This window comes from Psychrobacillus sp. FSL K6-1267, from assembly GCF_038003265.1.
In the GTDB taxonomy this organism is placed as follows: Bacteria; Bacillota; Bacilli; order Bacillales_A; family Planococcaceae; genus Psychrobacillus; species Psychrobacillus faecigallinarum.
In genome coordinates this window covers 3464840-3487152 of the sequence record NZ_JBBOOR010000001.1, presented here as the reverse complement: position 1 = coordinate 3487152, position 22313 = coordinate 3464840, and the positions used below count along the sequence as shown (strand labels likewise).

Below are 22313 nucleotides of genomic sequence, written 5' to 3'. Positions count from 1 at the left end.
AGGTGTATGATTTCAACCCTATCGCAGAATCAAACAACTACATAGTTCTAGATAAATATAGCAAGATAGCAGAACAAGGGGTCGGCTATCAAACGGAAGCGAACTTAGAACGAGAATTGGTTCAAGATTTAGTTAATCAAGGCTATGATTTTCTGCCTGATGTGACCTCTCCTGATCAGATGCTTGCGAATGCTCGTGTGCAGTTGCAAACTCTTAATCATGTACAGTTTTCAGAATCTGAATGGATTAGATTTTGTGATCAGTTTTTAGATAAACCCAGCGATAACTATATCGACAAAACCCGGAAAATTCATAACGATTATGTATATGATTTTGTTTTTGATGATGGGCATATTCAGAACATCTACCTAGTAGATAAAAAAAATATTGCCAATAATAAAGTGCAGGTTATTTCGCAATTTGAACAAAAAGGAACGCATGCGAATCGATATGATGTTACCATCTTAGTCAATGGCTTGCCTCTAGTACAAGTGGAGCTTAAAAAGCGTGGGGTTGCGATCCGTGAAGCCTTTAATCAGGTTCATCGATACAGTAAAGAGAGTTTCAATTCGGAAAACTCTCTCTTTAAATATTTGCAGATTTTTGTAATATCTAATGGTACAGATAGCCGTTATTTTGCAAATACGACGAAACGTGATAAGAATAGTTTTGATTTCACTATGAATTGGGCAAAATCTGATAATATCCTAATTAAAGATATAAAAGATTTCACAGCTACATTTTTTCAGAAAGATACTTTATTGAATGTACTACTGAAATATTCCGTATTTGATGCGAGCGACAATCTGCTGGTTATGCGACCTTATCAAATTGCCGCGGCAGAAAGAATATTATGGAAAATTAAAAGTGCATACCAAGCAAAAAAATGGAGTACCATTGAAAGCGGCGGATATATTTGGCATACAACAGGTTCGGGGAAAACGCTTACGAGTTTTAAAGCAGCTCGCTTGGCTACTGAACTGGATTTTATCGATAAAGTTTTTTTTGTTGTAGATCGGAAAGACCTGGATTTTCAGACGATGAAAGAGTATCAGCGTTTTTCTCCTGATAGTGTTAATGGTTCAGAAAGTACCGCAGGATTAAAGCGTAACATCGAAAAAGATGATAATAAAATTATTGTGACGACGATTCAAAAACTTAATAACCTAATGAAAAGCGAAACAGAGTTACCTATATATAATAAGCAAGTGGTATTTATTTTTGATGAAGCTCACCGTTCACAATTTGGTGAAGCTCAAAAAAATATCAAAAAAAAGTTTAAGAAGTTCTATCAATTTGGATTTACAGGCACACCTATTTTCCCGGAGAATGCGTTAGGTTCTGAAACGACTGCTTCTGTCTTTGGTCGAGAGGTACACTCTTATGTAATTACGGATGCCATTAGAGATGAAAAGGTTTTAAAATTCAAAGTAGATTATAACGATGTACGTCCCAAGTTCAAAACGATCGAAAAAGAACAGGACGAGAAAAAGCTATCGGCAGCAGAAAATAAAGAAGCACTACTACATCCTGAACGCATCAAAGAAATTTCTCAATATATTCTTAATAATTTCAGAGTAAAAACCCATCGTCTAAACGCGAATGGAAAAGGATTTAATGCCATGTTTGCTGTGAGCAGTGTCGATGCAGCCAAACTCTACTATGAATCATTAAATAAATTACAACAAGGAAGCAATAACCCCCTTAAGATTGCTACAATCTTCTCCTTTGCTGCTAATGAAGAGCAAACTGCGATAGGTGAAATTCTTGATGAAACTTTTGAACCTTCAGCAATGGATAGTAGTGCAAAGGAGTTTTTAAGTTCAGCCATCAAAGACTACAATGCGATGTTTAAAACCAACTATGGCGTAGAAAGTAAAGAGTTTCAAAATTATTATCGTGACCTTGCTAAACGAGTAAAAGACAAAGAGATTGATTTGTTAATTGTTGTTGGAATGTTTTTAACTGGTTTTGATGCACCTACATTAAATACTTTATTTGTTGATAAAAATCTTAGGTATCATGGTTTAATGCAAGCCTATTCGAGAACAAATCGTATTTATGATTCCACCAAAACTTTTGGGAATATTGTTACTTTTAGAGATTTAGAACAAGCAACCATAGACGCTATTACTCGTTTTGGAGATAAAAACACTAAAAATGTGGTTTTGGAAAAAAGTTATAAAGAGTATATGGAAGGATTCGCTGATGTGGCAACGGGTGAAGCCCGTCGTGGTTATGCAGATGTAGTCAGAGAATTAAAGGAACGTTTTCCTAATGTTGATGAGATTGTTACTGAAAAGGATAAGAAAGAATTTACTAAACTATTTGGTGAATATTTGCGTATTGAAAATATCCTACAGAACTATGATGAATACTCAGCTTTAAAAGCTTTACAAACAGTAGATATGACTGACCCTAAAGCTTTAGAAGACTTTAAGGCTACTCACTATGTAACGGATGAAGATATAGCTGTTATGCAAGAGACTCAAGTGTTAGAAGAAAGAGCTATTCAAGATTATCGTTCTTCATATAATGATATTCGTGATTGGTTTCGTCGAGAAAAAACTGGAAAAGAAAAAGGAAATGCCTCTATTGATTGGGATGATATTGTCTTTGAGGTAGATCTTCTGAAATCCCAAGAGATCAACTTAGATTACATTCTTGAACTTATTTTTGAGCATAACAAAAAGGTGAAAGATAAAGCATTCTTGGTTGAAGAAGTTCGCCGATTAATTCGCTCTAGTGTAGGAAACCGTGCAAAAGAAAGCTTGGTAGTTGATTTTATCAACCACGCTGATTTAGATAGTATTCAAGATAAAGCAAGTATTATTGACGCCTTTTTCTCATTTGCTCAAACTGAGCAAATACGTGAAGCAGAAGAACTGATTAGTACTGAAAATCTGAATGAAGATGCTGCAAAAAGATATATTTTGACTTCATTAAAAAGAGAATATGCCAGTGAAAATGGAACGGAGCTTAATGAGGTTCTTCCTAAAATGAGTCCTCTCAATCCTCAGTATTTAACAAAAAAACAGAGCGTTTTTCAGAAAATATCTGCCTTTGTCGATAAATTTAAGGGAGTAGGCGGAAGGATTTAATAAATCCAAAATAGCGGTTAAACTCCCAAATATTTGGGTCTCCTTCTAAAGGCACAAAATTTCATTGGTGGTGGTGTAGAATTATTTCAGTCTACATCATCATCTTTTTATTTTCCGCTAAAATTGTATTTGTTAATCACCTCAAGCTCTATCGTTTGCACTCTTTTTAATTCTGTAATGTATGCCAAGGAAGATTCTACCAACAATTTTAACGTATGTTCATCTAATGTCCATGGCTCACCTTTCATTTCTTTAGTTATCAAAGTCCCAAATTTCTTATAATCTGAAATTATTATATTGCGAGCCCGTAATCCCAAAGAATCCTCGTCCGGAACATAATTGAGAAGAAACCCAGTTAAACTAGAAGCAAAACTATTTAATTTCCTATCAAGTTTCTTCAAAGATTCCCCTTCTTGCGTTATGAAATCTACAAACAAATTATGAATTTGATTTCCGTACTTATAGTAAAGAAATTCAATTGCGTTTTTTTGTATGGATTCATATTTTTCAAAAATATCATCCTCTTTAAGATTGTAAAAGTGAGAAGAAATACTTAATTGGCTATTGGGAAATTTAGGTGTTTCTATTTCACCACTCACAAACATTTGCCAATATGAGTGATATTCAGCATACGGAACATAGTCAAAAAGCACGTTATTATATGTTTCTTTTAATTTGTCATCATCCCCATATAAAACATCAATAAGAAGCTTCTCAAATAAGACTTTAGATAGGTCGCTATTTTCAAAGTCTCCCCATAGTAGTTCGCGTTTATTTTTATTAAATCCCAACTTCTCTGTTAAATGTACTAATAGTGATTCAGATATTAGATTTGGATTTTTCTTGGAATAGGCTTTCCCGCCTGCAATATTCTTGATAATAGAAAGATCGTATTTTGCGTATCTTCGTTTCTTATCTTCTTTGCTATCTTGAGTTGAATCCTTCTGATGTTCATCATAGTCAGCTTTATTTTCATAACCCGCTAATTGGTAATACGTCAAATTTGACTCATTCTTTTTGGTACGTACTCTTTTCCCAATCTCAGAAAATATGTAATCTTTGGTTTCTGTATAAATCATAGCGCCTCCTAGGGTGGTAGAAAATTAATTACATTTAATCCCTATAATAACATACTATCTACTACTCTTCGTTATTATAAAATGAAAATGTCAAAGGAATCGCGAGCCCTGAGATAAATAAATCTAAGCAATATGTACTAGTCATATTTGCAAAAAGGGAGAAATTCATGAAAACAAAAAATTCACAAAATGCATACAACGAAGGAACGGCGAGTCAGTATATTGCTGACGACAAGCCAATCATCAATGTTTCCTCCGAGATCGAAACACAATATAACTGGATTGAGGGAAAACGTACAGATGAGGTGACAGGCTACAAGCTCTACTTCAGCCAAGAGGGAGTTAACCCATTTGCTGTGAAGTTTAAGAAAAAACCTTCCCTTCCACCGTTTCTTTCAGAAGTAAAATTAGATAATTTGGAAGCAATCGAAATTCGCTCAAATGTATATTTCCGTTCAGAAGGGATACGTGTTGTTAAATAATGAAGAACTCAGAACTTGAAGGGTACCTTCTCCAAGCTCTGAACATGGCATTACAGATAAACGGTGAGACTTCTTACACCAACGCATTTAATGTAAGAGTAGCGGACGAAGGTTTCTACTTCGTCCCTCGCCTTCCTGCAAGCTATGTCGTCGATAACGAGCTTTACCAAAAAGTCTACCTGATATGCAACGCAGCTCTATACCCCGATTTTACGTTATTAAAACAAGCGGGAGCTTATTTTGTCCCATTGAAAACGGATGATATTCATATGAAGCGTGCTCTTTTCTTCCCATGGATAAATGGCATTTCTAAGCGATTGATTATTCGGGATATAGATCAATATGTTGCGGAATTACCATTGAACAAAGTGCCCATCATGGAAAATTTCGAGTTCAATCTAAATAAGGTTACAAGTATTGCAATTGCAGGAAACTCTGGGTCAGGTAAATCTTATTTCCTTACCTACCTTCTATGCGTATTGAAGAAGAACTCGAAGCTAGTAATTATAGACCCCAAATTTGATATGCCGAGTAGATGGGGCAGGGAGCACAACGTTAAGGTAATTGCTCCAAGCGATAACCGAAATAAAAGCGATTTTGTTTCAAGTGTGAATGCCGAACTTAGCAAAAGCTTGGAGCTAATTCATCAACGGCAACAGGTGCTTTACAATAACCCTCAAGCCGACTTTGAACACTACACGTTGGTAATTGACGAGGTTCTGGCTCTATCAGATGGGATTGCCAAGCCGATTAAAGAGGCGTTCTTTAGTCTACTATCTCAAATCTCATTGTTAGGCAGGGCTACAAAAGTCCATTTGCTACTGGTATCACAGAGATTTGATAGTAATGCAATTCCTATTTCTTGCAGAGAACAACTTAATGTACTGATTCAAGTAGGCAATATAAATAGCAAAACGACACAATTTTTGTTCCCAGACTTATCGCTTGAAGGAATAGTCATACCGCAAGGAATCGGGACGGGATTGATACAGATCATTGACTCTGATCATCCGTTTCAAATTGTTCCATTATTAACGCCAACATTTAATGATTTGAAAGGAATAATGTAGATGGGGAAACCAGGTAAATCATACTTCATACGCACGTTTCATATTAACGGCTTTCTGTTAATAAGTTCGATATTGCTACTTTTAGTTCTAGTTACATTCAAGATGATAGGCGCTTTTCAGCAAGCCGAAACAAGTTCATCACTGATTGAATATACAAAATTTCTGTACAAAGTTGTGGATGTAGTTTCCAAACTCTTAGAAGGCATGACTGCGGTATCTTTCCTGCTTCTTCTTATGTTAGTGGTTCCTGAGCTTGTAACAAGGGTATCTAAGGACTCTCTAGGGAATTGGTTCAAGTCAATCTGGGTGAGCCACCGTTTAAGAAGGTTTTTAGTCAGGCAAACCGACCATGAAGGAGAAGGTGTTCTCAAGATTCAACAGCATAACAAATCAATACGAAAATCCGTCATTGATATTAGGAATAAAAAAATCACCTATCTCGTTAAATTGCCAAATGACATGCAAGCCCAAAAACTAATCTTAGAAGCAAAAGAAATTCTTCGAGAGGAAATATCAAGTCGCTTTCCAGACTACACTTTCTCGAATTTTGAACGGTACAAACACTGGCTTAGAATTGAGGGAACAAAGGTGAGGTGACGAGTATCGGAGCTTTTGCCTGCCTTAGGCAGAGGCAAAGAAGCTCCGATATTTTAAAGATTGGCGGAAAAATACTCCACGGGGTTACTACGACCCCCGTGGGATCATTAATCAATAATCAAAGGAAATGGACTATGGAAAAGAAAAAAGAACAGAGAAGCAATAAATGGGCGTTCATTTTCTATAAGGAGAGTGCCCCGGAAAATTATTTGGAAGTATTGGAACAAATGCACATCCCATTTGTATTGAGCCCATGGCACGATAAGGACGTGAACAAAGAAACAGGAGAAATTAAAAAAGCACACAAGCACGGTGCGCTCTACTTTGACTCTTTGAAAAGTTATTCGCAGGTTTCAAGCCTAATTAGCGAAAAGCTTAACGCTCCTAAACACGTTGAGGTTGTGATGTCTCCAAAGGGAATGTATGAATATTTCACGCACGCTGAAAATCCAGATAAGACACCCTACCAAACAGAAGATATTGAGTGGGGGTGTGGATTTGAACTTGGAAAATTCCTTGTTGAGCATAATACGGGTGAATTTTTGAACAGCATTATTGATGTAATAGAAGAACATGATTTTAAGGAATTTGAAGAACTTGTAATGTACGCAAGAAAAAATGATTATTTGTTGCTTGAGTTAATCGTAGATAAAACGTATTTCTTCTCAAGGTTACTAGACTCAAGGCGTTACAGTTCAGAAAGACCCACTAGGAAAATTTATAAAGAAATGGGGGATGGTGATGAGTAAAACAATGGTGAACTTAGAAGACTTAAAGCGTGCTGGCTTCCCACCTTACACGGCTTCCAATATCATTAGACAAGCAAAACACTATATGGTACAACAAGGGTATGAGTTTTACGGGGGACGGCGTATTTCTGTTGTCCCCATACAGGCAGTAAAATCCGTTATCGGTGATGTTGAGTTGTCCGAAAAAACGGAGGAATAACTTTGCCAAAAACTAGCTACCAAGATGTCTATCAAGACAAAAATGGGCAATACTATTACGAGGTAAGCTTAGGTACGGACAAAATCACAGGAAAACGTATCAAGCGTAAAGGTCGCAAGTCGCGATCTGGAAAGAAATTTGAGTCAGCAAAAGAAGCCTATGCGGAAGCTATCCGTGTAAAAAATGACTTTTTGCAAACTCAAGGTTATTTTGATTATGGCATGACCTTTGAACAATTCATGAATAATGTTTACATTCCACATTATAAGACGGAAGTAACGGAAGATACATTTGAGTCACGGAATCCGTCTTTGAAAATTCTGCTAGGACGTTTTGGAAAGAAACCATTACGGAAGATTACTTTGCACGATATTCAATTTTTCAGAACGTGGCTTTTGGATAAAAATGCGGCAGGATATTCACAGTCATACGCTTCAATGGTCTTTGGAATGTTGAAAAAAATTCTTGAATTTGCCGTAACTCTCAATTACCTCGATAAGAATGTTGCTCAACAAGTGAAACCAATTCCTAAAGGGAAAACGGATGTTGCTTACTGGACGAAAGACGAATTTGAGAAAGTAATCTCGAAGATTTACACCGAAGATTTTTATGAGCATTTGTGCTTTGTGATGTTGTGGGTCTACTACATGACAGGTGTTCGTGTGAACGAAGGAACAGCTCTCTGGTGGAATGATGTTGATTTTGAGAAAAAACAGCTTCGTGTTCATCATATGCTAATTATTAAGAGTCGCAAGAATTACAATCGGAAGAACCACACGAAAACAGTTGATGGAAAACGGGTGCTTGCTTTAGATGATGATACGCTTGAAGTGTTGCGTGTATGGAAAGAACGACAAGCACAACACGGAAATATGGATTTCATTTTCTCCTATGATGGCTTACCCATGATTAAATCAACGATTGCACGAGTTATTGCAAGATACGCGAAGCTTGCAGGTGCTCCAGTAATACAGGCAAAAGGACTACGTCATTCTCATGTAAGCTTTCTCATCAATGAATTAAATGCTTCGGTCTTGATTGTCTCAAAACGTCTCGGGCACAGTTCGCCAGAAATTACGCTTAAACATTATGCACATTTGTGGCGTGGGATTGATGATGGTGTCGCCGAATCAATGGCAGGCATTATCAAAATTGAAACTGCAAAGAGTAAGCAATTTACATTTGTCGGTAATCAAGCGGTGAAACAATTGTCGCCAAAACTGTCTCCAAGGTAATGGAGACACTTTAGAAATGTGATAACAACAGGCTTTATAAGCCCTACCCGCTCCATTGAGTGGGAATAGTACTCTTCAGTAATATAATTTAAAAAGGTTAAACGCAGTCATATCCATGTCTAGCCTAGTATGTTAAGAACTATCAGTGATTAACGTACAACTATTTATATTTCAAAAGTTAAACTCTCTTTTAGTTATTTATAACAAATAACTAGAAGAGGTTTTTTTGTTTTAGTTAAATTAGGTACTTGATTGATGACTTTAAAGTCGTTTAAAAAATAATGTGAGTCATTCTATTTAATAAATGGTCTATACAGTGAAGTGAAGGAAACAGTTGGATTTTATACATCTCAAGCCCTAGCTTTAAATATATCTCAGGTCCATTAACAGGAATTCATTCGCACTGTAAGATAGAAATATAAAGAAGTAAGTAGTGGAACGATTATACATAAAATAAAAAGTTTGATTTTCGATTGCTATCAGTAATTATTATGAAAGATAAGGAGTGAGAATATGAAAAAGCTTTGGTTCTTATGGTGGATTGCTAACACTTTTTGGGTTGTCATTTTTGCATTAGGAACGGCTTTCGTTTGGTTAAGGGAGGTTGATGGTGCAGGTGCAACTCAAACATTTGAGGCAAAATTAGCAGCATTTATAGTTTTATTAATCGCCTTTATACTTCCCTTAATAATTCAAGTTGTATGGCTAATTGTTAACTTGGTAATCAGCAGAAATAAAAAAACTAAAATTCAACAGGTATAAAAAGGAATTATGAACTTAATAAATTAGCAAAATAAGCAATTTGGCGCGATTATACAATAAAAAAATAGATTTTTAAACGACTTTATTGTAATAATTTTAGTGTAGTAAAGTTTCTTACATCAAAAGTTAATCAATTAGATTTTAACCCCTTTCTAAATTTAGAAAGGGGTTATGTTTGTTTGTTCTTTTAAAATTAAATAACTTTATTGTCATTTTACATTAAAATGAATCAGCAAATTTTAGGTCGTAAAGATAAGTATAATGAATACCATTTGGCTAAGAATTATTTTAATAAGTTTTTACTGATATATACAAGGTTAGGCAGTACACTAATAAAGTAAAAAGGTTTAATTCAGTAAAGTAAGGTATATTATATTTGTTGAATAGATTCTCTTTAAAGACAAGAAAAGAAGGTGAACAAAGTGGGAAAATACCAATTGGATACCAAAGGTAAGGCAGTTGTGGCAAAGTATCATGAAAAACACAAGCCTGCCAAATTTGATAAAAAGCAGCAACTTGAAAAAATACGTGCGGAGTATTTGAAAAAGAAACAAAAACAAACAGATAATTAATATGAATGAAAACATAGGAAGACTAAAATCTCCCTATGTTTTTCTTATTCGAAGTCCTTTTTTAAAAATTGAAGATAGAGTTTATTATTCTCCTAAATTTCAGATTCGGTGACAAAAAAACTCGTCATCAGATATCCCATTCGAAACGACATAGCCATTATTCAAACTAATAACGTTGTAAACAGGGGGTTCACCAGCTACAAATGAGGACAAGAATTACACGATCTGAACGGGTTTTTCTGTTTTGATAAAAAGCGTTATATATAAATGGTTGGCGCGTGCTTTATGATATTAGAGTAAGCCACATGCTACTATGAGTGGGAATAGTATAAATAAAACCTTGGACTGCCTATTTTATAGGTTTTCCAAGGTATTTTTATTCTAAGAAATATAGGTCTATTTTACTTTGAAAATTATTTTGCCTATAAGCAGAAAACGAACTATTATTTGGTTATATTAAATAATGTTCGTATTTAGTATTGATTTCGGCATAATTCGGTGTTATATTACATATATAATTTAATTATGTCGTCGTATAACGTTGGGAATAAGGCCCAAAAGTCTCTACCGAATCACCGTAAATGATTCGACTACGATGAGTGAGCCTATTTATATTCACTTATTGGGGATAGTACATGTATACGACCGAAAATGGTTGTATACTTTTTTTCGTTATCGCGACAAAAAATGGAGGAACTTATGAAAAAGTATTTTCGTTTTGAGGAATTAGGAACTAACTATCGCCGCGAGATTATTGGTGGATTAACAACGTTCTTAGCTATGGCTTATATCTTAGTGGTAAACCCTATGACGTTATCACTAGAATCAGTGCCTGGATTACCTGAATCTATGTATATGGATAAAGGGGCAGTCTTCACTGCTACCGCAATCGCAGCAGCATTAGGTTCTATTTTAATGGGTGTCCTGGCTAAATACCCGATTGCCTTGGCACCTGGTATGGGTCTCAATGCTTTCTTCGCTTACACTGTAGTACTGAAATTCGGAATTCCATGGGAAATCGCTTTGACTGGTGTTTTTGTAGCCGGGGTAATCTTTATCTTACTTTCTTTATCAGGTATTCGTGAAACTATTATTAATGCCATCCCATCTGAGCTTAAATATGCAGTAGGAGCAGGGATAGGCTTATTCATAACCTTTGTTGGTTTACAAAATGCAAAGATTATCGTTGGTAATCCTGATGTGATTGTTGCGCTTGGTGATTTAGCTGACCCAAATGTTCTATTAACAATTTTTGGTCTTATTATAACAGTTATTATGATGGTTAAAGGCGTTAAGGGCGGAATTTTCTACGGTATGTTAATTACCGCTATCGTAGGTATGATCTTTAAGTTAGTAGAAGTTCCTCATGCGATTGTTGGAGAGGTTCCAAGTATGGAATCAACTTTCGGGGCAGCACTCAAACCTATTTTTGAAAACCCAGCATCTTTAATGACATCACAATTTTTAATTGTAGTACTTACCTTCTTATTTGTTAACTTCTTTGATACAGCTGGAACATTAATTTCCGTTGCGAACCAAGCAGGGTTAATGAAAGATAATAAATTACCTCGTGCAGGTAAAGCTTTACTAGCAGATGCTATTGCTACAACTGCCGGAGCTGTTGCTGGTACCTCAACTACTACATCTTATGTAGAATCTACAGCCGGTGTTGCTGCAGGTGCTCGTTCAGGGTTTGCTGCAGTTGTTACTGGAGTTCTCTTGTTATTATCATTGTTCTTCTATCCTGTATTAGATGTAGTAACTTCTTATGTAACGGCACCAGCATTAATTATAGTGGGTGTACTTATGGTTTCATCTTTAGGAAGTATAGAATGGACGAAATTTGAAGTAGCAGTTCCAGCATTCTTTGTTGTAATTGCAATGCCATTAACTTATTCAATTGCAACTGGTATAGCAATTGGTTTCATATTCTATCCAATCACGATGATTGTAGCTGGAAGAATAAAAGAGATTCATCCGATAATGTATGGGCTATGGGTAATATTTGTGGCCTACTTCATATTCTTATAATTTTCAAGCTATCGAGAGGGGCCAAGTGCCTCTCTTTTTTTATGTGTTTTAATAAGAGGGTTATAAAGAGATAATAGAGAAATAGTTTATATAGTAGAAACTCGAAAAGATAATGGGGGGAATTGTAGTGATGCAAATAAGAAAAGCAACACCTTCAGATGCAGAGGGTATCGCAAGAGTTCACGTAGAAAGCTGGAAATCTACTTATATAAACATTGTCCCAGAGGATTTCCTAAAAAACCTTTCCTATGAAAAAAGAGTAGAGTATTGGTATTCTGCTATACCCGATGGAGAAGTATATGTAGCGAAAAATGAAGAAGGGGAAGTGATTGGTTTTGCTTCTGGTGGCAAGGAACGAAGTAGGAAGTACTCTAAGTATAATGGAGAGTTATATGCCATTTATATTTTGCAAGAGTATCAGGGGAAAGGTGTCGGAAAACTACTGATTAAACCAATAGTGAAAGAACTAAAGCGCCAAGGAATCTCATCTATGTTAGTGCTTGTGTTAGAGGATAACCCTTCGCGGAAGTTTTATGAAAAGCTTGGTGCAAAGAAGATTGATAGTATAATAGTTGAAATTGGTGGAGTGCAGCTTAATGAGCTAGTATACGTATGGGAGGATATTGATCTTCTAGCTTATGAATAAAATCAGGAATTAAAGCCGTCTAAAGCGCATTGAGAGAGGGATTAGAAAGTCTAAAAGATTTTAAAAGACTTATCAGAATAGATTGTTATTATATTTTCGCTTATTTTATTAAAAATACTGTTGACGAATAGTTAAATAGGGTGGTATAGTTATCAAGTTCTCATTTTTACTTCTGATTTCAAAAAACAACTTAAAAAAAGTTGTTGACATTGATGATTAGATTTGATAAGATAATAAAGCTGTCGAAACAAAACGACACAATGAACATTGAAAACTGAACATGCAAAACGTTAAGACATATAGCATCAAGCAACTTCGGTTGTATTGACGCAAAACAATTTTTGACATCATTTAATGATGATGCCAGCAAAACAAAATGAGCTTTTTAAGTTCTCTATTATGGAGAGTTTGATCCTGGCTCAGGACGAACGCTGGCGGCGTGCCTAATACATGCAAGTCGAGCGAATGATGAAGAAGCTTGCTTCTTCTGATTTAGCGGCGGACGGGTGAGTAACACGTGGGCAACCTGCCCTGTAGATTGGGATAACTCCGGGAAACCGGGGCTAATACCGAATAATCCTTTTCCTCACATGAGGAAATGTTAAAAGACGGCATCTCGCTGTCACTACAGGATGGGCCCGCGGCGCATTAGCTAGTTGGTGAGGTAACGGCTCACCAAGGCGACGATGCGTAGCCGACCTGAGAGGGTGATCGGCCACACTGGGACTGAGACACGGCCCAGACTCCTACGGGAGGCAGCAGTAGGGAATCTTCCACAATGGACGAAAGTCTGATGGAGCAACGCCGCGTGAGTGAAGAAGGTTTTCGGATCGTAAAACTCTGTTGTGAGGGAAGAACAAGTATGAGAGTAACTGCTCGTACCTTGACGGTACCTCATTAGAAAGCCACGGCTAACTACGTGCCAGCAGCCGCGGTAATACGTAGGTGGCAAGCGTTGTCCGGAATTATTGGGCGTAAAGCGCGCGCAGGCGGTCCTTTAAGTCTGATGTGAAAGCCCACGGCTCAACCGTGGAGGGTCATTGGAAACTGGGGGACTTGAGTGCAGAAGAGGAAAGCGGAATTCCAAGTGTAGCGGTGAAATGCGTAGAGATTTGGAGGAACACCAGTGGCGAAGGCGGCTTTCTGGTCTGTAACTGACGCTGAGGCGCGAAAGCGTGGGGAGCAAACAGGATTAGATACCCTGGTAGTCCACGCCGTAAACGATGAGTGCTAAGTGTTAGGGGGTTTCCGCCCCTTAGTGCTGCAGCTAACGCATTAAGCACTCCGCCTGGGGAGTACGGTCGCAAGACTGAAACTCAAAGGAATTGACGGGGGCCCGCACAAGCGGTGGAGCATGTGGTTTAATTCGAAGCAACGCGAAGAACCTTACCAGGTCTTGACATCCCGCTGACCGGCCTAGAGATAGGCTTTTCCCTTCGGGGACAGCGGTGACAGGTGGTGCATGGTTGTCGTCAGCTCGTGTCGTGAGATGTTGGGTTAAGTCCCGCAACGAGCGCAACCCTTGATCTTAGTTGCCAGCATTCAGTTGGGCACTCTAAGGTGACTGCCGGTGATAAACCGGAGGAAGGTGGGGATGACGTCAAATCATCATGCCCCTTATGACCTGGGCTACACACGTGCTACAATGGACGGTACAGAGGGTCGCAACCCCGCGAGGGTGAGCTAATCCCATAAAACCGTTCTCAGTTCGGATTGTAGGCTGCAACTCGCCTACATGAAGCCGGAATCGCTAGTAATCGTGGATCAGCATGCCACGGTGAATACGTTCCCGGGCCTTGTACACACCGCCCGTCACACCACGAGAGTTTGTAACACCCGAAGTCGGTGGGGTAACCCTTTTGGGAGCCAGCCGCCGAAGGTGGGACAGATGATTGGGGTGAAGTCGTAACAAGGTAGCCGTATCGGAAGGTGCGGCTGGATCACCTCCTTTCTAAGGATATATTCGGAATACAGATTTTTATCTGTATCTTAACGTTTTGCAGTTCAGTTTTGAATGTTCATTTTTATGATGAGCATTTATACTTGCTCCTGCGATTACTCGTCGCAAAGGGACAAGCCCTTTGTTCTTTGAAAACTGGATAAAACGACATCAAAAAAGAAACAAACGCAAGATATTCAAATTGTGATCACTTACGTGATTGCAAGTGTAGTACTTTTAACTTTTAGGTTAAGTTAATAAGGGCGCACGGTGGATGCCTTGGCACTAGGAGTCGACGAAGGACGGCACTAACACCGATATGCTTCGGGGAGCTGTAAGTGAGCTTCGATCCGGAGATTTCCGAATGGGGAAACCCACTGCCCGTAATGGGGCAGTACATTTGCGTGAATACATAGCGCATCTGAGACACACCCAGGGAACTGAAACATCTAAGTACCTGGAGGAAGAGAAAGAAAATTCGATTCCCTGAGTAGCGGCGAGCGAAACGGGAAGAGCCCAAACCAAGAGGCTTGCCTCTTGGGGTTGTAGGACACTCTATACGGAGTTACAAAAGAATGAGTTAGATGAAGCGACCTGGAAAGGTCCGCAGGATAGGGTAAAAGCCCCGTAGTCCAAAATTCATTCCCTCCAGAGTGTATCCTGAGTACGGCGGAACACGTGAAATTCCGTCGGAATCCGGGAGGACCATCTCCCAAGGCTAAATACTACCTAGTGACCGATAGTGAACCAGTACCGTGAGGGAAAGGTGAAAAGCACCCCGGAAGGGGAGTGAAATAGACCCTGAAACCGTGTGCCTACAAATAGTCAAAGCCCGTTAACGGGTGATGGCGTGCCTTTTGTAGAATGAACCGGCGAGTTACGATTACATGCGAGGTTAAGTTGAGAAGACGGAGCCGCAGCGAAAGCGAGTCTGAATAGGGCGAATGAGTATGTGGTCGTAGACCCGAAACCAGGTGATCTACCCATGTCCAGGATGAAGGTAAGGTAACACTTACTGGAGGTCCGAACCCACGCACGTTGAAAAGTGCGGGGATGAGGTGTGGGTAGCGGAGAAATTCCAATCGAACCTGGAGATAGCTGGTTCTCTCCGAAATAGCTTTAGGGCTAGCCTCAAACGTTAGAATCTTGGAGGTAGAGCACTGTTTGGACTAGGGGCCCATCCCGGGTTACCGAATTCAGACAAACTCCGAATGCCAATGATTTATGTTTGGGAGTCAGACTGCGAGTGATAAGATCCGTAGTCAAGAGGGAAACAGCCCAGACCACCAGCTAAGGTCCCAAAGTATTTGTTAAGTGGAAAAGGATGTGGCGTTGCTTAGACAACCAGGATGTTGGCTTAGAAGCAGCCATCATTTAAAGAGTGCGTAATAGCTCACTGGTCGAGTGACGCTGCGCCGAAAATGTATCGGGGCTAAACAAATCACCGAAGCTGTGGATTGATACCTTTGGTATCAGTGGTAGGAGAGCGTTCTAAGGGCGTTGAAGTCAGACCGGAAGGACTGGTGGAGCGCTTAGAAGTGAGAATGCCGGTATGAGTAGCGAAAGATGGGTGAGAATCCCATCCACCGTATGACTAAGGTTTCCTGAGGAAGGCTCGTCCGCTCAGGGTTAGTCGGGACCTAAGTCGAGGCCGATAGGCGTAGACGATGGACAACAGGTTGATATTCCTGTACCACCACCCCACCGTTTGAGTGATGGGGGGACGCAGTAGGATAGGGTAAGCGTGCTGTTGGTTATGCACGTCCAAGCAGTGAGGTGTGAGTGTAGGCAAATCCGCACTCTGTAACATTGAGCTGTGATGGCGAGGACTTAGTCCGAAGTTCCTGATTTCACACTGCCAAGAAAAGCCTCTAACGAGGTGGGAGGTGCCCGTACCGCAAACCGACACAGGTAGTCGAGGAGAGAATCCTAAGGTGAGCGAGAGAACTCTCGTTAAGGAACTCGGCAAAATGACCCCGTAACTTCGGGAGAAGGGGTGCTCTTTTGGGTGTATAGCCTAGAAGAGCCGCAGTGAATAGGCCCAGGCGACTGTTTAGCAAAAACACAGGTCTCTGCAAAACCGTAAGGTGAAGTATAGGGGCTGACGCCTGCCCGGTGCTGGAAGGTTAAGAGGAGTGCTTAGCGCAAGCGAAGGTGCGAATTGAAGCCCCAGTAAACGGCGGCCGTAACTATAACGGTCCTAAGGTAGCGAAATTCCTTGTCGGGTAAGTTCCGACCCGCACGAAAGGCGTAACGATCTGGGCACTGTCTCAACGAGAGACTCGGTGAAATTATAGTACCTGTGAAGATGCAGGTTACCCGCGACAGGACGGAAAGACCCCGTGGAGCTTTACTGTAGCTTGATATTGAATTTTGGTGCAACTTGTACAGGATAGGTAGGAGCCTTAGAGCCCGGAGCGCCAGCTTCGGAGGAGGCGTCGGTGGGATACTACCCTGGTTGTATTGAAATTCTAACCCATACCCGTAACCCGGGTAGGAGACAGTGTCAGGCGGGCAGTTTGACTGGGGCGGTCGCCTCCTAAAGTGTAACGGAGGCGCCCAAAGGTTCCCTCAGAATGGTTGGAAATCATTCGAAGAGTGTAAAGGCAGAAGGGAGCTTGACTGCGAGACCTACAAGTCGAGCAGGGTCGAAAGACGGGCTTAGTGATCCGGTGGTTCCGCATGGAAGGGCCATCGCTCAACGGATAAAAGCTACCCCGGGGATAACAGGCTTATCTCCCCCAAGAGTCCACATCGACGGGGAGGTTTGGCACCTCGATGTCGGCTCATCGCATCCTGGGGCTGTAGTCGGTCCCAAGGGTTGGGCTGTTCGCCCATTAAAGCGGTACGCGAGCTGGGTTCAGAACGTCGTGAGACAGTTCGGTCCCTATCCGTCGTGGGCGTAGGAAATTTGAGAGGAGCTGTCCTTAGTACGAGAGGACCGGGATGGACACACCGCTGGTGTACCAGTTGTTCTGCCAAGGGCATCGCTGGGTAGCTATGTGTGGACGGGATAAGTGCTGAAAGCATCTAAGCACGAAGCCCCCCTCAAGATGAGATTTCCCATTACGCAAGTAAGTAAGATCCCTCAAAGACGATGAGGTAGATAGGTTCGGGGTGGAAGCGTGGCGACACGTGCAGCTGACGAATACTAATCGATCGAGGACTTAACCAAATTGTTTGTTTCCATTAATGATGTCTTTTATCCAGTTTTGAGTGAACAACTCAGGAGGGTTTCAAAACACAAGCAGTGCTAGGAAACGAGTGAGCGAAGGAAGGAGCGTACTTACGTACGTGACTGACTGAACGAGCGAAGTTGACAACGCAATGCGCAGTGGATTGGAAGCCGACAAGTCTAGTGATGATGGCGAAGAGGTCACACCCGTTCCCATACCGAACACGGAAGTTAAGCTCTTCAGCGCCGATGGTAGTTGGGGGTCTCCCCCTGCAAGAGTAGGACGTCGCTGGGCAACTATAGGAAGTCGTCACCGAGTAATCGGTGGCGGCTTTTTTTGTTCTACAAAGAATTTTTAAGTACCGAAGGCACTAACCACTCCATTAACATAGCAGTTCTTTTTACTGTTGAACATAATTAATAAGGAATGTCCTTTTATAATGTCGAAAAAATTAAAGGTCTTTTCCTCGAAATGACATTTCCCGGGAAATAGAAACTAGATATGACAGGAAAGATTAAAAATAAAATAATTAAAAGGAAATATAGTATATTTTAGAATAATGAAGTTATATATTTATTCAAAGTGAAATTGTTGTTGAAAAAGAGAAATTTACAATATCTCTATTTATGCTATTATGCAGAAAAGGAGGGGAGTTTTGATTAATAAAAGTGGCTCTATAAATTATAATTACATTGGTTTACAGGCTCTATATGAGCGATTAGGGAATGATCATCCTATGAAAGCATTAATACATTCCAAAGTAATGTCTGTAAAAGCAGGTATTAATGGAGAGGCAATTATAGAAGGTATATTTAATAAATATGCTTTTCCCTTTGAATATAATATCATGTTTGATTTGAATCTTAGTGCGGATGGTAAGTTTCAAATAGATGCCTTATTCATTTCTCGACATTATATATTAATGCTTGAGTCGAAAAACATTATTGGTGAACTAAGCTTTGAAAGAGAGCCATTTTGTTTAAGAAGAAAACTGGAGAGCGGTCATGTTGATATTTTTGAGAGTCCAGAGGTTCAATTGGAAAGAAATTTGAACATGCTACATAGATGGCTAGAGAATCGAGGTATACAAATACCTCTAGTTGGGGCCATCGTGTTAAGCTCTACAAAGTCTGAAATTATAAAGCCTCCAGAGAATGCATGCATTATGTATCCAAGTAGTATTCCGAATTTTATATGGAATCAGTCAAGAAAGGCTGCATTTCTATCAACCAATCAATTGGAAGAGTTAAGTAAGAGTATTCTTAAGGCTCATAAAGATTATTATCCTTATCCAATGTGTAAAGCATGGGGGATAGATTCTAATGACTTGATCAAAGGTGTGAGATGTAAGGTATGTAACAAGATAGGCATGCGGCGTGTTATACGAACATGGAAATGTCCACATTGTCTTAATCAGCACAAGGATGCGCATATTTTAGCTATTAAAGAATGGTTTATGTTAGTTGGTGAAGAAATGACAAACAGTGATTGTCGAAGTTTCTTAAAGATAGAAAAGAGTCAGACAGCGACTAGGTTATTGCAGAGCATGAAGTTGAAAACTATTGGTGAAGGAAAAGGTGCAAAATATAAAATGAGTAGAAAAATGCTGAACGGTCATAAAATAATTTATCCGGTCATAAAAAATTCTATGCGGTCATAAAGTCAGCCTATCCGGTCATAAAACCAAGCTATCCGGTCATAAATCTCCACGAACGGTCATAAATCCAAAATCCATCCCAAAATAGACCCCAATTCAAGCTTCATTTCAGTCACAACATTCAAAATTTCCATCAAGCATTCCAAAAACATGTATTTTCCTCATACTTCATTCATTCCTCTGTCATTATGGATATTTTCACCCACACATTCTTAAGAACAACTACAATTCTTCAATTTTCCGATTAGGTCTAACCATAAAGGGTATATATTAATACATCTTCAACCAATGGGAAAGTATTAAATTAGAGGAGTTGAAAGAATGTTAGAAAATGCATTTACTATGGTTTTGATTATCTTTGCGATTAACATTGTTTATGTTACCTTATCAACAACAAGAATGATTCTAACACTGAAAGGCTATCGTTATGTTGCAGCGTTTATGAGTATAATAGAAGTAACCGTTTATATAGTAGGTTTAGGACTGGTGTTAGATAACTTGGATGCAATCCAGAATTTAATTGCTTATGCGCTTGGTTTTGGTACAGGGATTATCGTTGGTTCTAAACTTGAGGAAAAAATGTCTTTAGGATATATTATGGTCAATGCTATTTCTACTGAAAGTGACGTTAACCACTTATCCTCTATTTTGAGGGAAGAGGGGTATGGTGTTACAGATTGGACTGCAAATGGTCTGGAAGGTCACAGACAAGCATTGCAAATATTAACTCCGAGAAAATACGAAGTTAAGCTGTATAATCGGTTAAAGGAAATCGACCCGAAAATATTTATCATTGCTTATGAGCCCAAAACTATTCATGGGGGCTTCTGGGTCAAAACGGTTCGGAAAGGGAAGTTATTTAGATGAGACAAGAAACCAAATGGTTTGAAGTGGAGGAAAACGAAAGCATCTCTGCTTGTATGGAAAAGATGGCAAAGCAAGGCTTTCAGGTGGTCGGTAGGAGAGAAGAGCCTTTATTTGCAGAGATAGACGGAGTTCCTACCCCTATAAGACAAATGATTCAATTAAAAGGAATAAAAGATAAAGAATCTTGAAATAAGTACTAAAAACCGAACATTATAGTTTTCTGAAAATTAATTGTTCGCTTTTAACCGTTGACGTTACTATCTAGACTTGTTAGAATATTAATAGTAATAGAACGATTTTATCCCCATATATGCTAAAGAATTGGCTTTAGCGTCTCTACCAAGTCACCGTAAATGACAGGACTATGAGGGAAAGCGACTTTTGGAAACTACTAAAAGGGTGAGTTCTTATATGCATATGCAAATAACAAACCCATTTTCTATGTTCCTCAAGTAAACTGCTTTTCTTCTAAAAGAAGACAGTTTATTTGAGGAATTTTTTGTTTAAAAAGGAAGGGACGAAAATAATGGACGCAAAAATTGGTGTAATTATGGGTAGTTCTAGTGATTGGGAAACAATGAAGCATTGCTGTGAAATCTTAGATGAGTTACACATTCCATATGAAAAACAAGTAGTTTCTGCACATCGTACCCCTGATCTTATGTTTGAATATGCGGAGCAGGCAAGAGATCGAGGTATACAAGTTATTATTGCTGGAGCTGGCGGAGCAGCACATTTACCTGGAATGGTAGCTGCAAAAACAACTCTTCCGGTCATCGGGGTGCCAGTCCAATCTAAGGCATTGAATGGATTAGATTCCTTGTTATCAATTGTTCAAATGCCTGGAGGAGTTCCAGTAGCAACGGTAGCTATAGGAAAGGCAGGAGCTACAAATGCAGGGCTACTAGCGGCACAAATTCTTTCCATTCAAGATGCAGAAATTACTAGTAGATTAGAGAATCGAAGAGAAGCAACGAAAAATAGCGTCTTAGAAAGTAATGGTGAGCTACGATGACGAAGACAATCTATCCAGGACAAACAATAGGAATTATTGGTGGGGGACAGCTTGGTAGAATGATGGCCCTTGCAGCCAAAGAGGCAGGGTTTAAAGTAGCGGTACTCGAGCCAACGATGGACTCTCCTTGTGGTCAGATTGCAGATATTCGAATTGTGGCGCCATATAATGATGAGGCTGCATTAGAAGAATTAGCCGATGTAAGTGAAGTTATAACATATGAGTTTGAAAATATAGATTATGAAGGTCTAAAACGTCTTGCAGAAATTGCCTATGTTCCTCAGGGGGCAGATTTGGTAAGAATTACGCAGGACCGTATTTTAGAAAAGAAATCTATAAGAGCAGCTGGAGTTCCGGTGGCAAAATTTATAGAGGTACAAAACTATGATGAGCTAGTGTCCAACATTGACAACATTGGTTACCCTTGCGTGGTGAAAACTACGCGAGGAGGGTATGATGGTAAGGGACAGCAAATTGTCAAAAGTAGTAAGGATGCTTTAAAACTAGCTAAGCCTCTTTTTGAACACTCGGCGTGTATTGCAGAGGCGTTTGTACCATTCAATAAAGAAATCTCTGTAATCGTTCAAAGAAATGGAAATGGTGAAACCTATTGCTTGCCAATCGGGGAAAATATTCATGTGAACCATATTCTACACGAAACCATTGTTCCAGCAAGAATTAGTACATCTCTATCGGACAAAGCGGTGGAAGCTGCTGAAACAATTGCGAACCATTTGAATTTAATAGGGACGCTTGCTGTTGAAATGTTTGTGCTAGAGGACGATAAATTACTGATTAACGAGTTAGCACCTAGACCCCATAACTCCGGTCACTATTCTATAGAAGCTTGTAATGTCTCTCAATTTCATCAGCATGTAAGAGCTGTTTGTGGTTGGCCATTACGACAACCAAAGCTATGGACGAACGCAATTATGGTTAATGTACTAGGACAGCATGTTATCCCTGTAACAAACTCGCTAAGCAAGTATCCAAACTGGTCGCTGCACTTGTATGGTAAAAGTGAGGCAAAGGAAAATAGGAAGATGGGACATGTTACTATCCTTTCGGACAATATCGAGGAAACACTGACAGAAATTGAACAATCAAAAATTTGGTCTTAATTTGGAGGAAAAGAA

Annotated in this window: 17 protein-coding genes, 3 rRNA genes and 2 riboswitches; of the genes, 19 read left to right on the top strand and 1 reads right to left on the bottom strand. The window is 39.4% G+C overall.

Translation table 11 applies throughout. From position 1 onward, the window contains the following. Nucleotides 1–2: 2 nt before the first annotated feature. Nucleotides 3–3101 (top strand): type I restriction endonuclease subunit R, encoded by a 3099-nt coding sequence (locus MHB55_RS17910; protein ID WP_340863765.1) that lies wholly within the window; start codon nucleotides 3–5, stop codon nucleotides 3099–3101. 107 nt (nucleotides 3102–3208) lie between these two features. On the opposite strand, the gene MHB55_RS17905 is transcribed toward MHB55_RS17910, so the two are convergent. Further along, a complete protein-coding gene (locus tag MHB55_RS17905) occupies nucleotides 3209–4180 on the bottom strand; it encodes a hypothetical protein (RefSeq protein ID WP_340863764.1) in 972 nt (323 codons plus the stop codon). A gap of 167 nt (nucleotides 4181–4347) precedes the next feature. Here MHB55_RS17905 and MHB55_RS17900 point away from each other — a divergent pair, with 167 nt between their 5' ends. The 18 genes from MHB55_RS17900 to purK all read left to right on the top strand — a co-directional run bounded on the left by MHB55_RS17900 (nucleotide 4348) and on the right by purK (nucleotide 22298). Then, nucleotides 4348–4662 carry a hypothetical protein gene (locus tag MHB55_RS17900; RefSeq protein WP_340863763.1) on the top strand — a complete coding sequence of 105 codons (315 nt, stop codon included), beginning with the start codon at nucleotides 4348–4350 and terminating at the stop codon, nucleotides 4660–4662. Next, the gene (locus MHB55_RS17895; protein ID WP_340863762.1) at nucleotides 4662–5732 is read left to right on the top strand and encodes a helicase HerA domain-containing protein; all 1071 of its coding nucleotides are present in this window, start codon (nucleotides 4662–4664) and stop codon (nucleotides 5730–5732) included. The genes MHB55_RS17900 and MHB55_RS17895 overlap by 1 nt, the downstream gene beginning before the upstream one ends. Beyond that, nucleotides 5733–6329 (top strand): hypothetical protein, encoded by a 597-nt coding sequence (locus MHB55_RS17890; protein ID WP_340863761.1) that lies wholly within the window; start codon nucleotides 5733–5735, stop codon nucleotides 6327–6329. Next, nucleotides 6326–7078, top strand: a complete 753-nt coding sequence (locus tag MHB55_RS17885) for a replication protein (protein ID WP_445678239.1) — start codon at nucleotides 6326–6328, stop codon at nucleotides 7076–7078. The genes MHB55_RS17890 and MHB55_RS17885 overlap by 4 nt, the downstream gene beginning before the upstream one ends. Next, nucleotides 7071–7277 (top strand): DUF3173 family protein, encoded by a 207-nt coding sequence (locus MHB55_RS17880; RefSeq protein WP_340863760.1) that lies wholly within the window; start codon nucleotides 7071–7073, stop codon nucleotides 7275–7277. Before MHB55_RS17885 ends, MHB55_RS17880 begins: the two co-directional genes overlap by 8 nt. Nucleotides 7278–7279: 2 nt before the next feature. Then, a complete protein-coding gene (locus tag MHB55_RS17875) occupies nucleotides 7280–8512 on the top strand; it encodes a tyrosine-type recombinase/integrase (protein WP_340863759.1) in 1233 nt (410 codons plus the stop codon). 513 nt (nucleotides 8513–9025) lie between these two features. Then, the gene (locus tag MHB55_RS17870; RefSeq protein WP_340863758.1) at nucleotides 9026–9274 is read left to right on the top strand and encodes a DUF3923 family protein; all 249 of its coding nucleotides are present in this window, start codon (nucleotides 9026–9028) and stop codon (nucleotides 9272–9274) included. Between the two features lie 422 nt (nucleotides 9275–9696). After that, nucleotides 9697–9846 (top strand): hypothetical protein, encoded by a 150-nt coding sequence (locus MHB55_RS17865; protein ID WP_186318291.1) that lies wholly within the window; start codon nucleotides 9697–9699, stop codon nucleotides 9844–9846. Nucleotides 9847–10357: 511 nt separating this feature from the next. Then, nucleotides 10358–10459: riboswitch (purine riboswitch) on the top strand. A gap of 86 nt (nucleotides 10460–10545) precedes the next feature. Then, nucleotides 10546–11877, top strand: a complete 1332-nt coding sequence (locus MHB55_RS17860) for an NCS2 family permease (RefSeq protein WP_151112699.1) — start codon at nucleotides 10546–10548, stop codon at nucleotides 11875–11877. Between the two features lie 130 nt (nucleotides 11878–12007). Then, the gene (locus MHB55_RS17855; RefSeq protein WP_144541993.1) at nucleotides 12008–12523 is read left to right on the top strand and encodes a GNAT family N-acetyltransferase; all 516 of its coding nucleotides are present in this window, start codon (nucleotides 12008–12010) and stop codon (nucleotides 12521–12523) included. 396 nt (nucleotides 12524–12919) lie between these two features. After that, nucleotides 12920–14474: ribosomal RNA gene (locus tag MHB55_RS17850) — 16S ribosomal RNA — on the top strand. A gap of 235 nt (nucleotides 14475–14709) precedes the next feature. After that, nucleotides 14710–17637 (top strand): 23S ribosomal RNA (locus MHB55_RS17845). Nucleotides 17638–17816: 179 nt separating this feature from the next. Continuing rightward, nucleotides 17817–17932 (top strand): 5S ribosomal RNA (rrf, locus tag MHB55_RS17840). Together the 16S, 23S and 5S rRNA genes form the textbook arrangement of a ribosomal RNA operon. A 361-nt stretch (nucleotides 17933–18293) precedes the next feature. Then, nucleotides 18294–19298 carry a nuclease-related domain-containing protein gene (locus MHB55_RS17835; RefSeq protein WP_340863757.1) on the top strand — a complete coding sequence of 335 codons (1005 nt, stop codon included), beginning with the start codon at nucleotides 18294–18296 and terminating at the stop codon, nucleotides 19296–19298. 318 nt (nucleotides 19299–19616) lie between these two features. Beyond that, complete coding sequence (locus tag MHB55_RS17830; protein WP_144541586.1) at nucleotides 19617–20162, top strand: DUF2179 domain-containing protein; 546 nt, start codon at nucleotides 19617–19619, stop codon at nucleotides 20160–20162. Continuing rightward, the gene (locus tag MHB55_RS17825; RefSeq protein WP_340863756.1) at nucleotides 20159–20350 is read left to right on the top strand and encodes an NETI motif-containing protein; all 192 of its coding nucleotides are present in this window, start codon (nucleotides 20159–20161) and stop codon (nucleotides 20348–20350) included. Before MHB55_RS17830 ends, MHB55_RS17825 begins: the two co-directional genes overlap by 4 nt. A gap of 96 nt (nucleotides 20351–20446) precedes the next feature. Beyond that, nucleotides 20447–20547, top strand: a riboswitch (purine riboswitch). A gap of 141 nt (nucleotides 20548–20688) precedes the next feature. Further along, nucleotides 20689–21177, top strand: a complete 489-nt coding sequence (purE, locus tag MHB55_RS17820; protein WP_340863755.1) for a 5-(carboxyamino)imidazole ribonucleotide mutase — start codon at nucleotides 20689–20691, stop codon at nucleotides 21175–21177. Beyond that, nucleotides 21174–22298, top strand: a complete 1125-nt coding sequence (gene purK / locus MHB55_RS17815) for a 5-(carboxyamino)imidazole ribonucleotide synthase (RefSeq protein WP_340863754.1) — start codon at nucleotides 21174–21176, stop codon at nucleotides 22296–22298. Before purE ends, purK begins: the two co-directional genes overlap by 4 nt. The last annotated feature ends 15 nt before the right edge of the window (nucleotides 22299–22313 follow it).

Excerpts from the sequence above, each read along its gene's own strand:
- MHB55_RS17905 (WP_340863764.1), bottom strand. The coding sequence starts at position 4,180 with ATGATTTATACAGAAACCAAAGATTACATATTTTCTGAGATTGGGAAA.
- MHB55_RS17900 (WP_340863763.1), top strand. The coding sequence starts at position 4,348 with ATGAAAACAAAAAATTCACAAAATGCATACAACGAAGGAACGGCGAGT.
- MHB55_RS17895 (WP_340863762.1), top strand. The coding sequence starts at position 4,662 with ATGAAGAACTCAGAACTTGAAGGGTACCTTCTCCAAGCTCTGAACATG.
- MHB55_RS17890 (WP_340863761.1), top strand. The coding sequence starts at position 5,733 with ATGGGGAAACCAGGTAAATCATACTTCATACGCACGTTTCATATTAAC.
- MHB55_RS17880 (WP_340863760.1), top strand. The coding sequence starts at position 7,071 with ATGAGTAAAACAATGGTGAACTTAGAAGACTTAAAGCGTGCTGGCTTC.
- MHB55_RS17870 (WP_340863758.1), top strand. The coding sequence starts at position 9,026 with ATGAAAAAGCTTTGGTTCTTATGGTGGATTGCTAACACTTTTTGGGTT.
- MHB55_RS17860 (WP_151112699.1), top strand. The coding sequence starts at position 10,546 with ATGAAAAAGTATTTTCGTTTTGAGGAATTAGGAACTAACTATCGCCGC.
- MHB55_RS17855 (WP_144541993.1), top strand. The coding sequence starts at position 12,008 with ATGCAAATAAGAAAAGCAACACCTTCAGATGCAGAGGGTATCGCAAGA.
- MHB55_RS17830 (WP_144541586.1), top strand. The coding sequence starts at position 19,617 with ATGTTAGAAAATGCATTTACTATGGTTTTGATTATCTTTGCGATTAAC.
- MHB55_RS17825 (WP_340863756.1), top strand. The coding sequence starts at position 20,159 with ATGAGACAAGAAACCAAATGGTTTGAAGTGGAGGAAAACGAAAGCATC.
- purE (WP_340863755.1), top strand. The coding sequence starts at position 20,689 with ATGGACGCAAAAATTGGTGTAATTATGGGTAGTTCTAGTGATTGGGAA.
- purK (WP_340863754.1), top strand. The coding sequence starts at position 21,174 with ATGACGAAGACAATCTATCCAGGACAAACAATAGGAATTATTGGTGGG.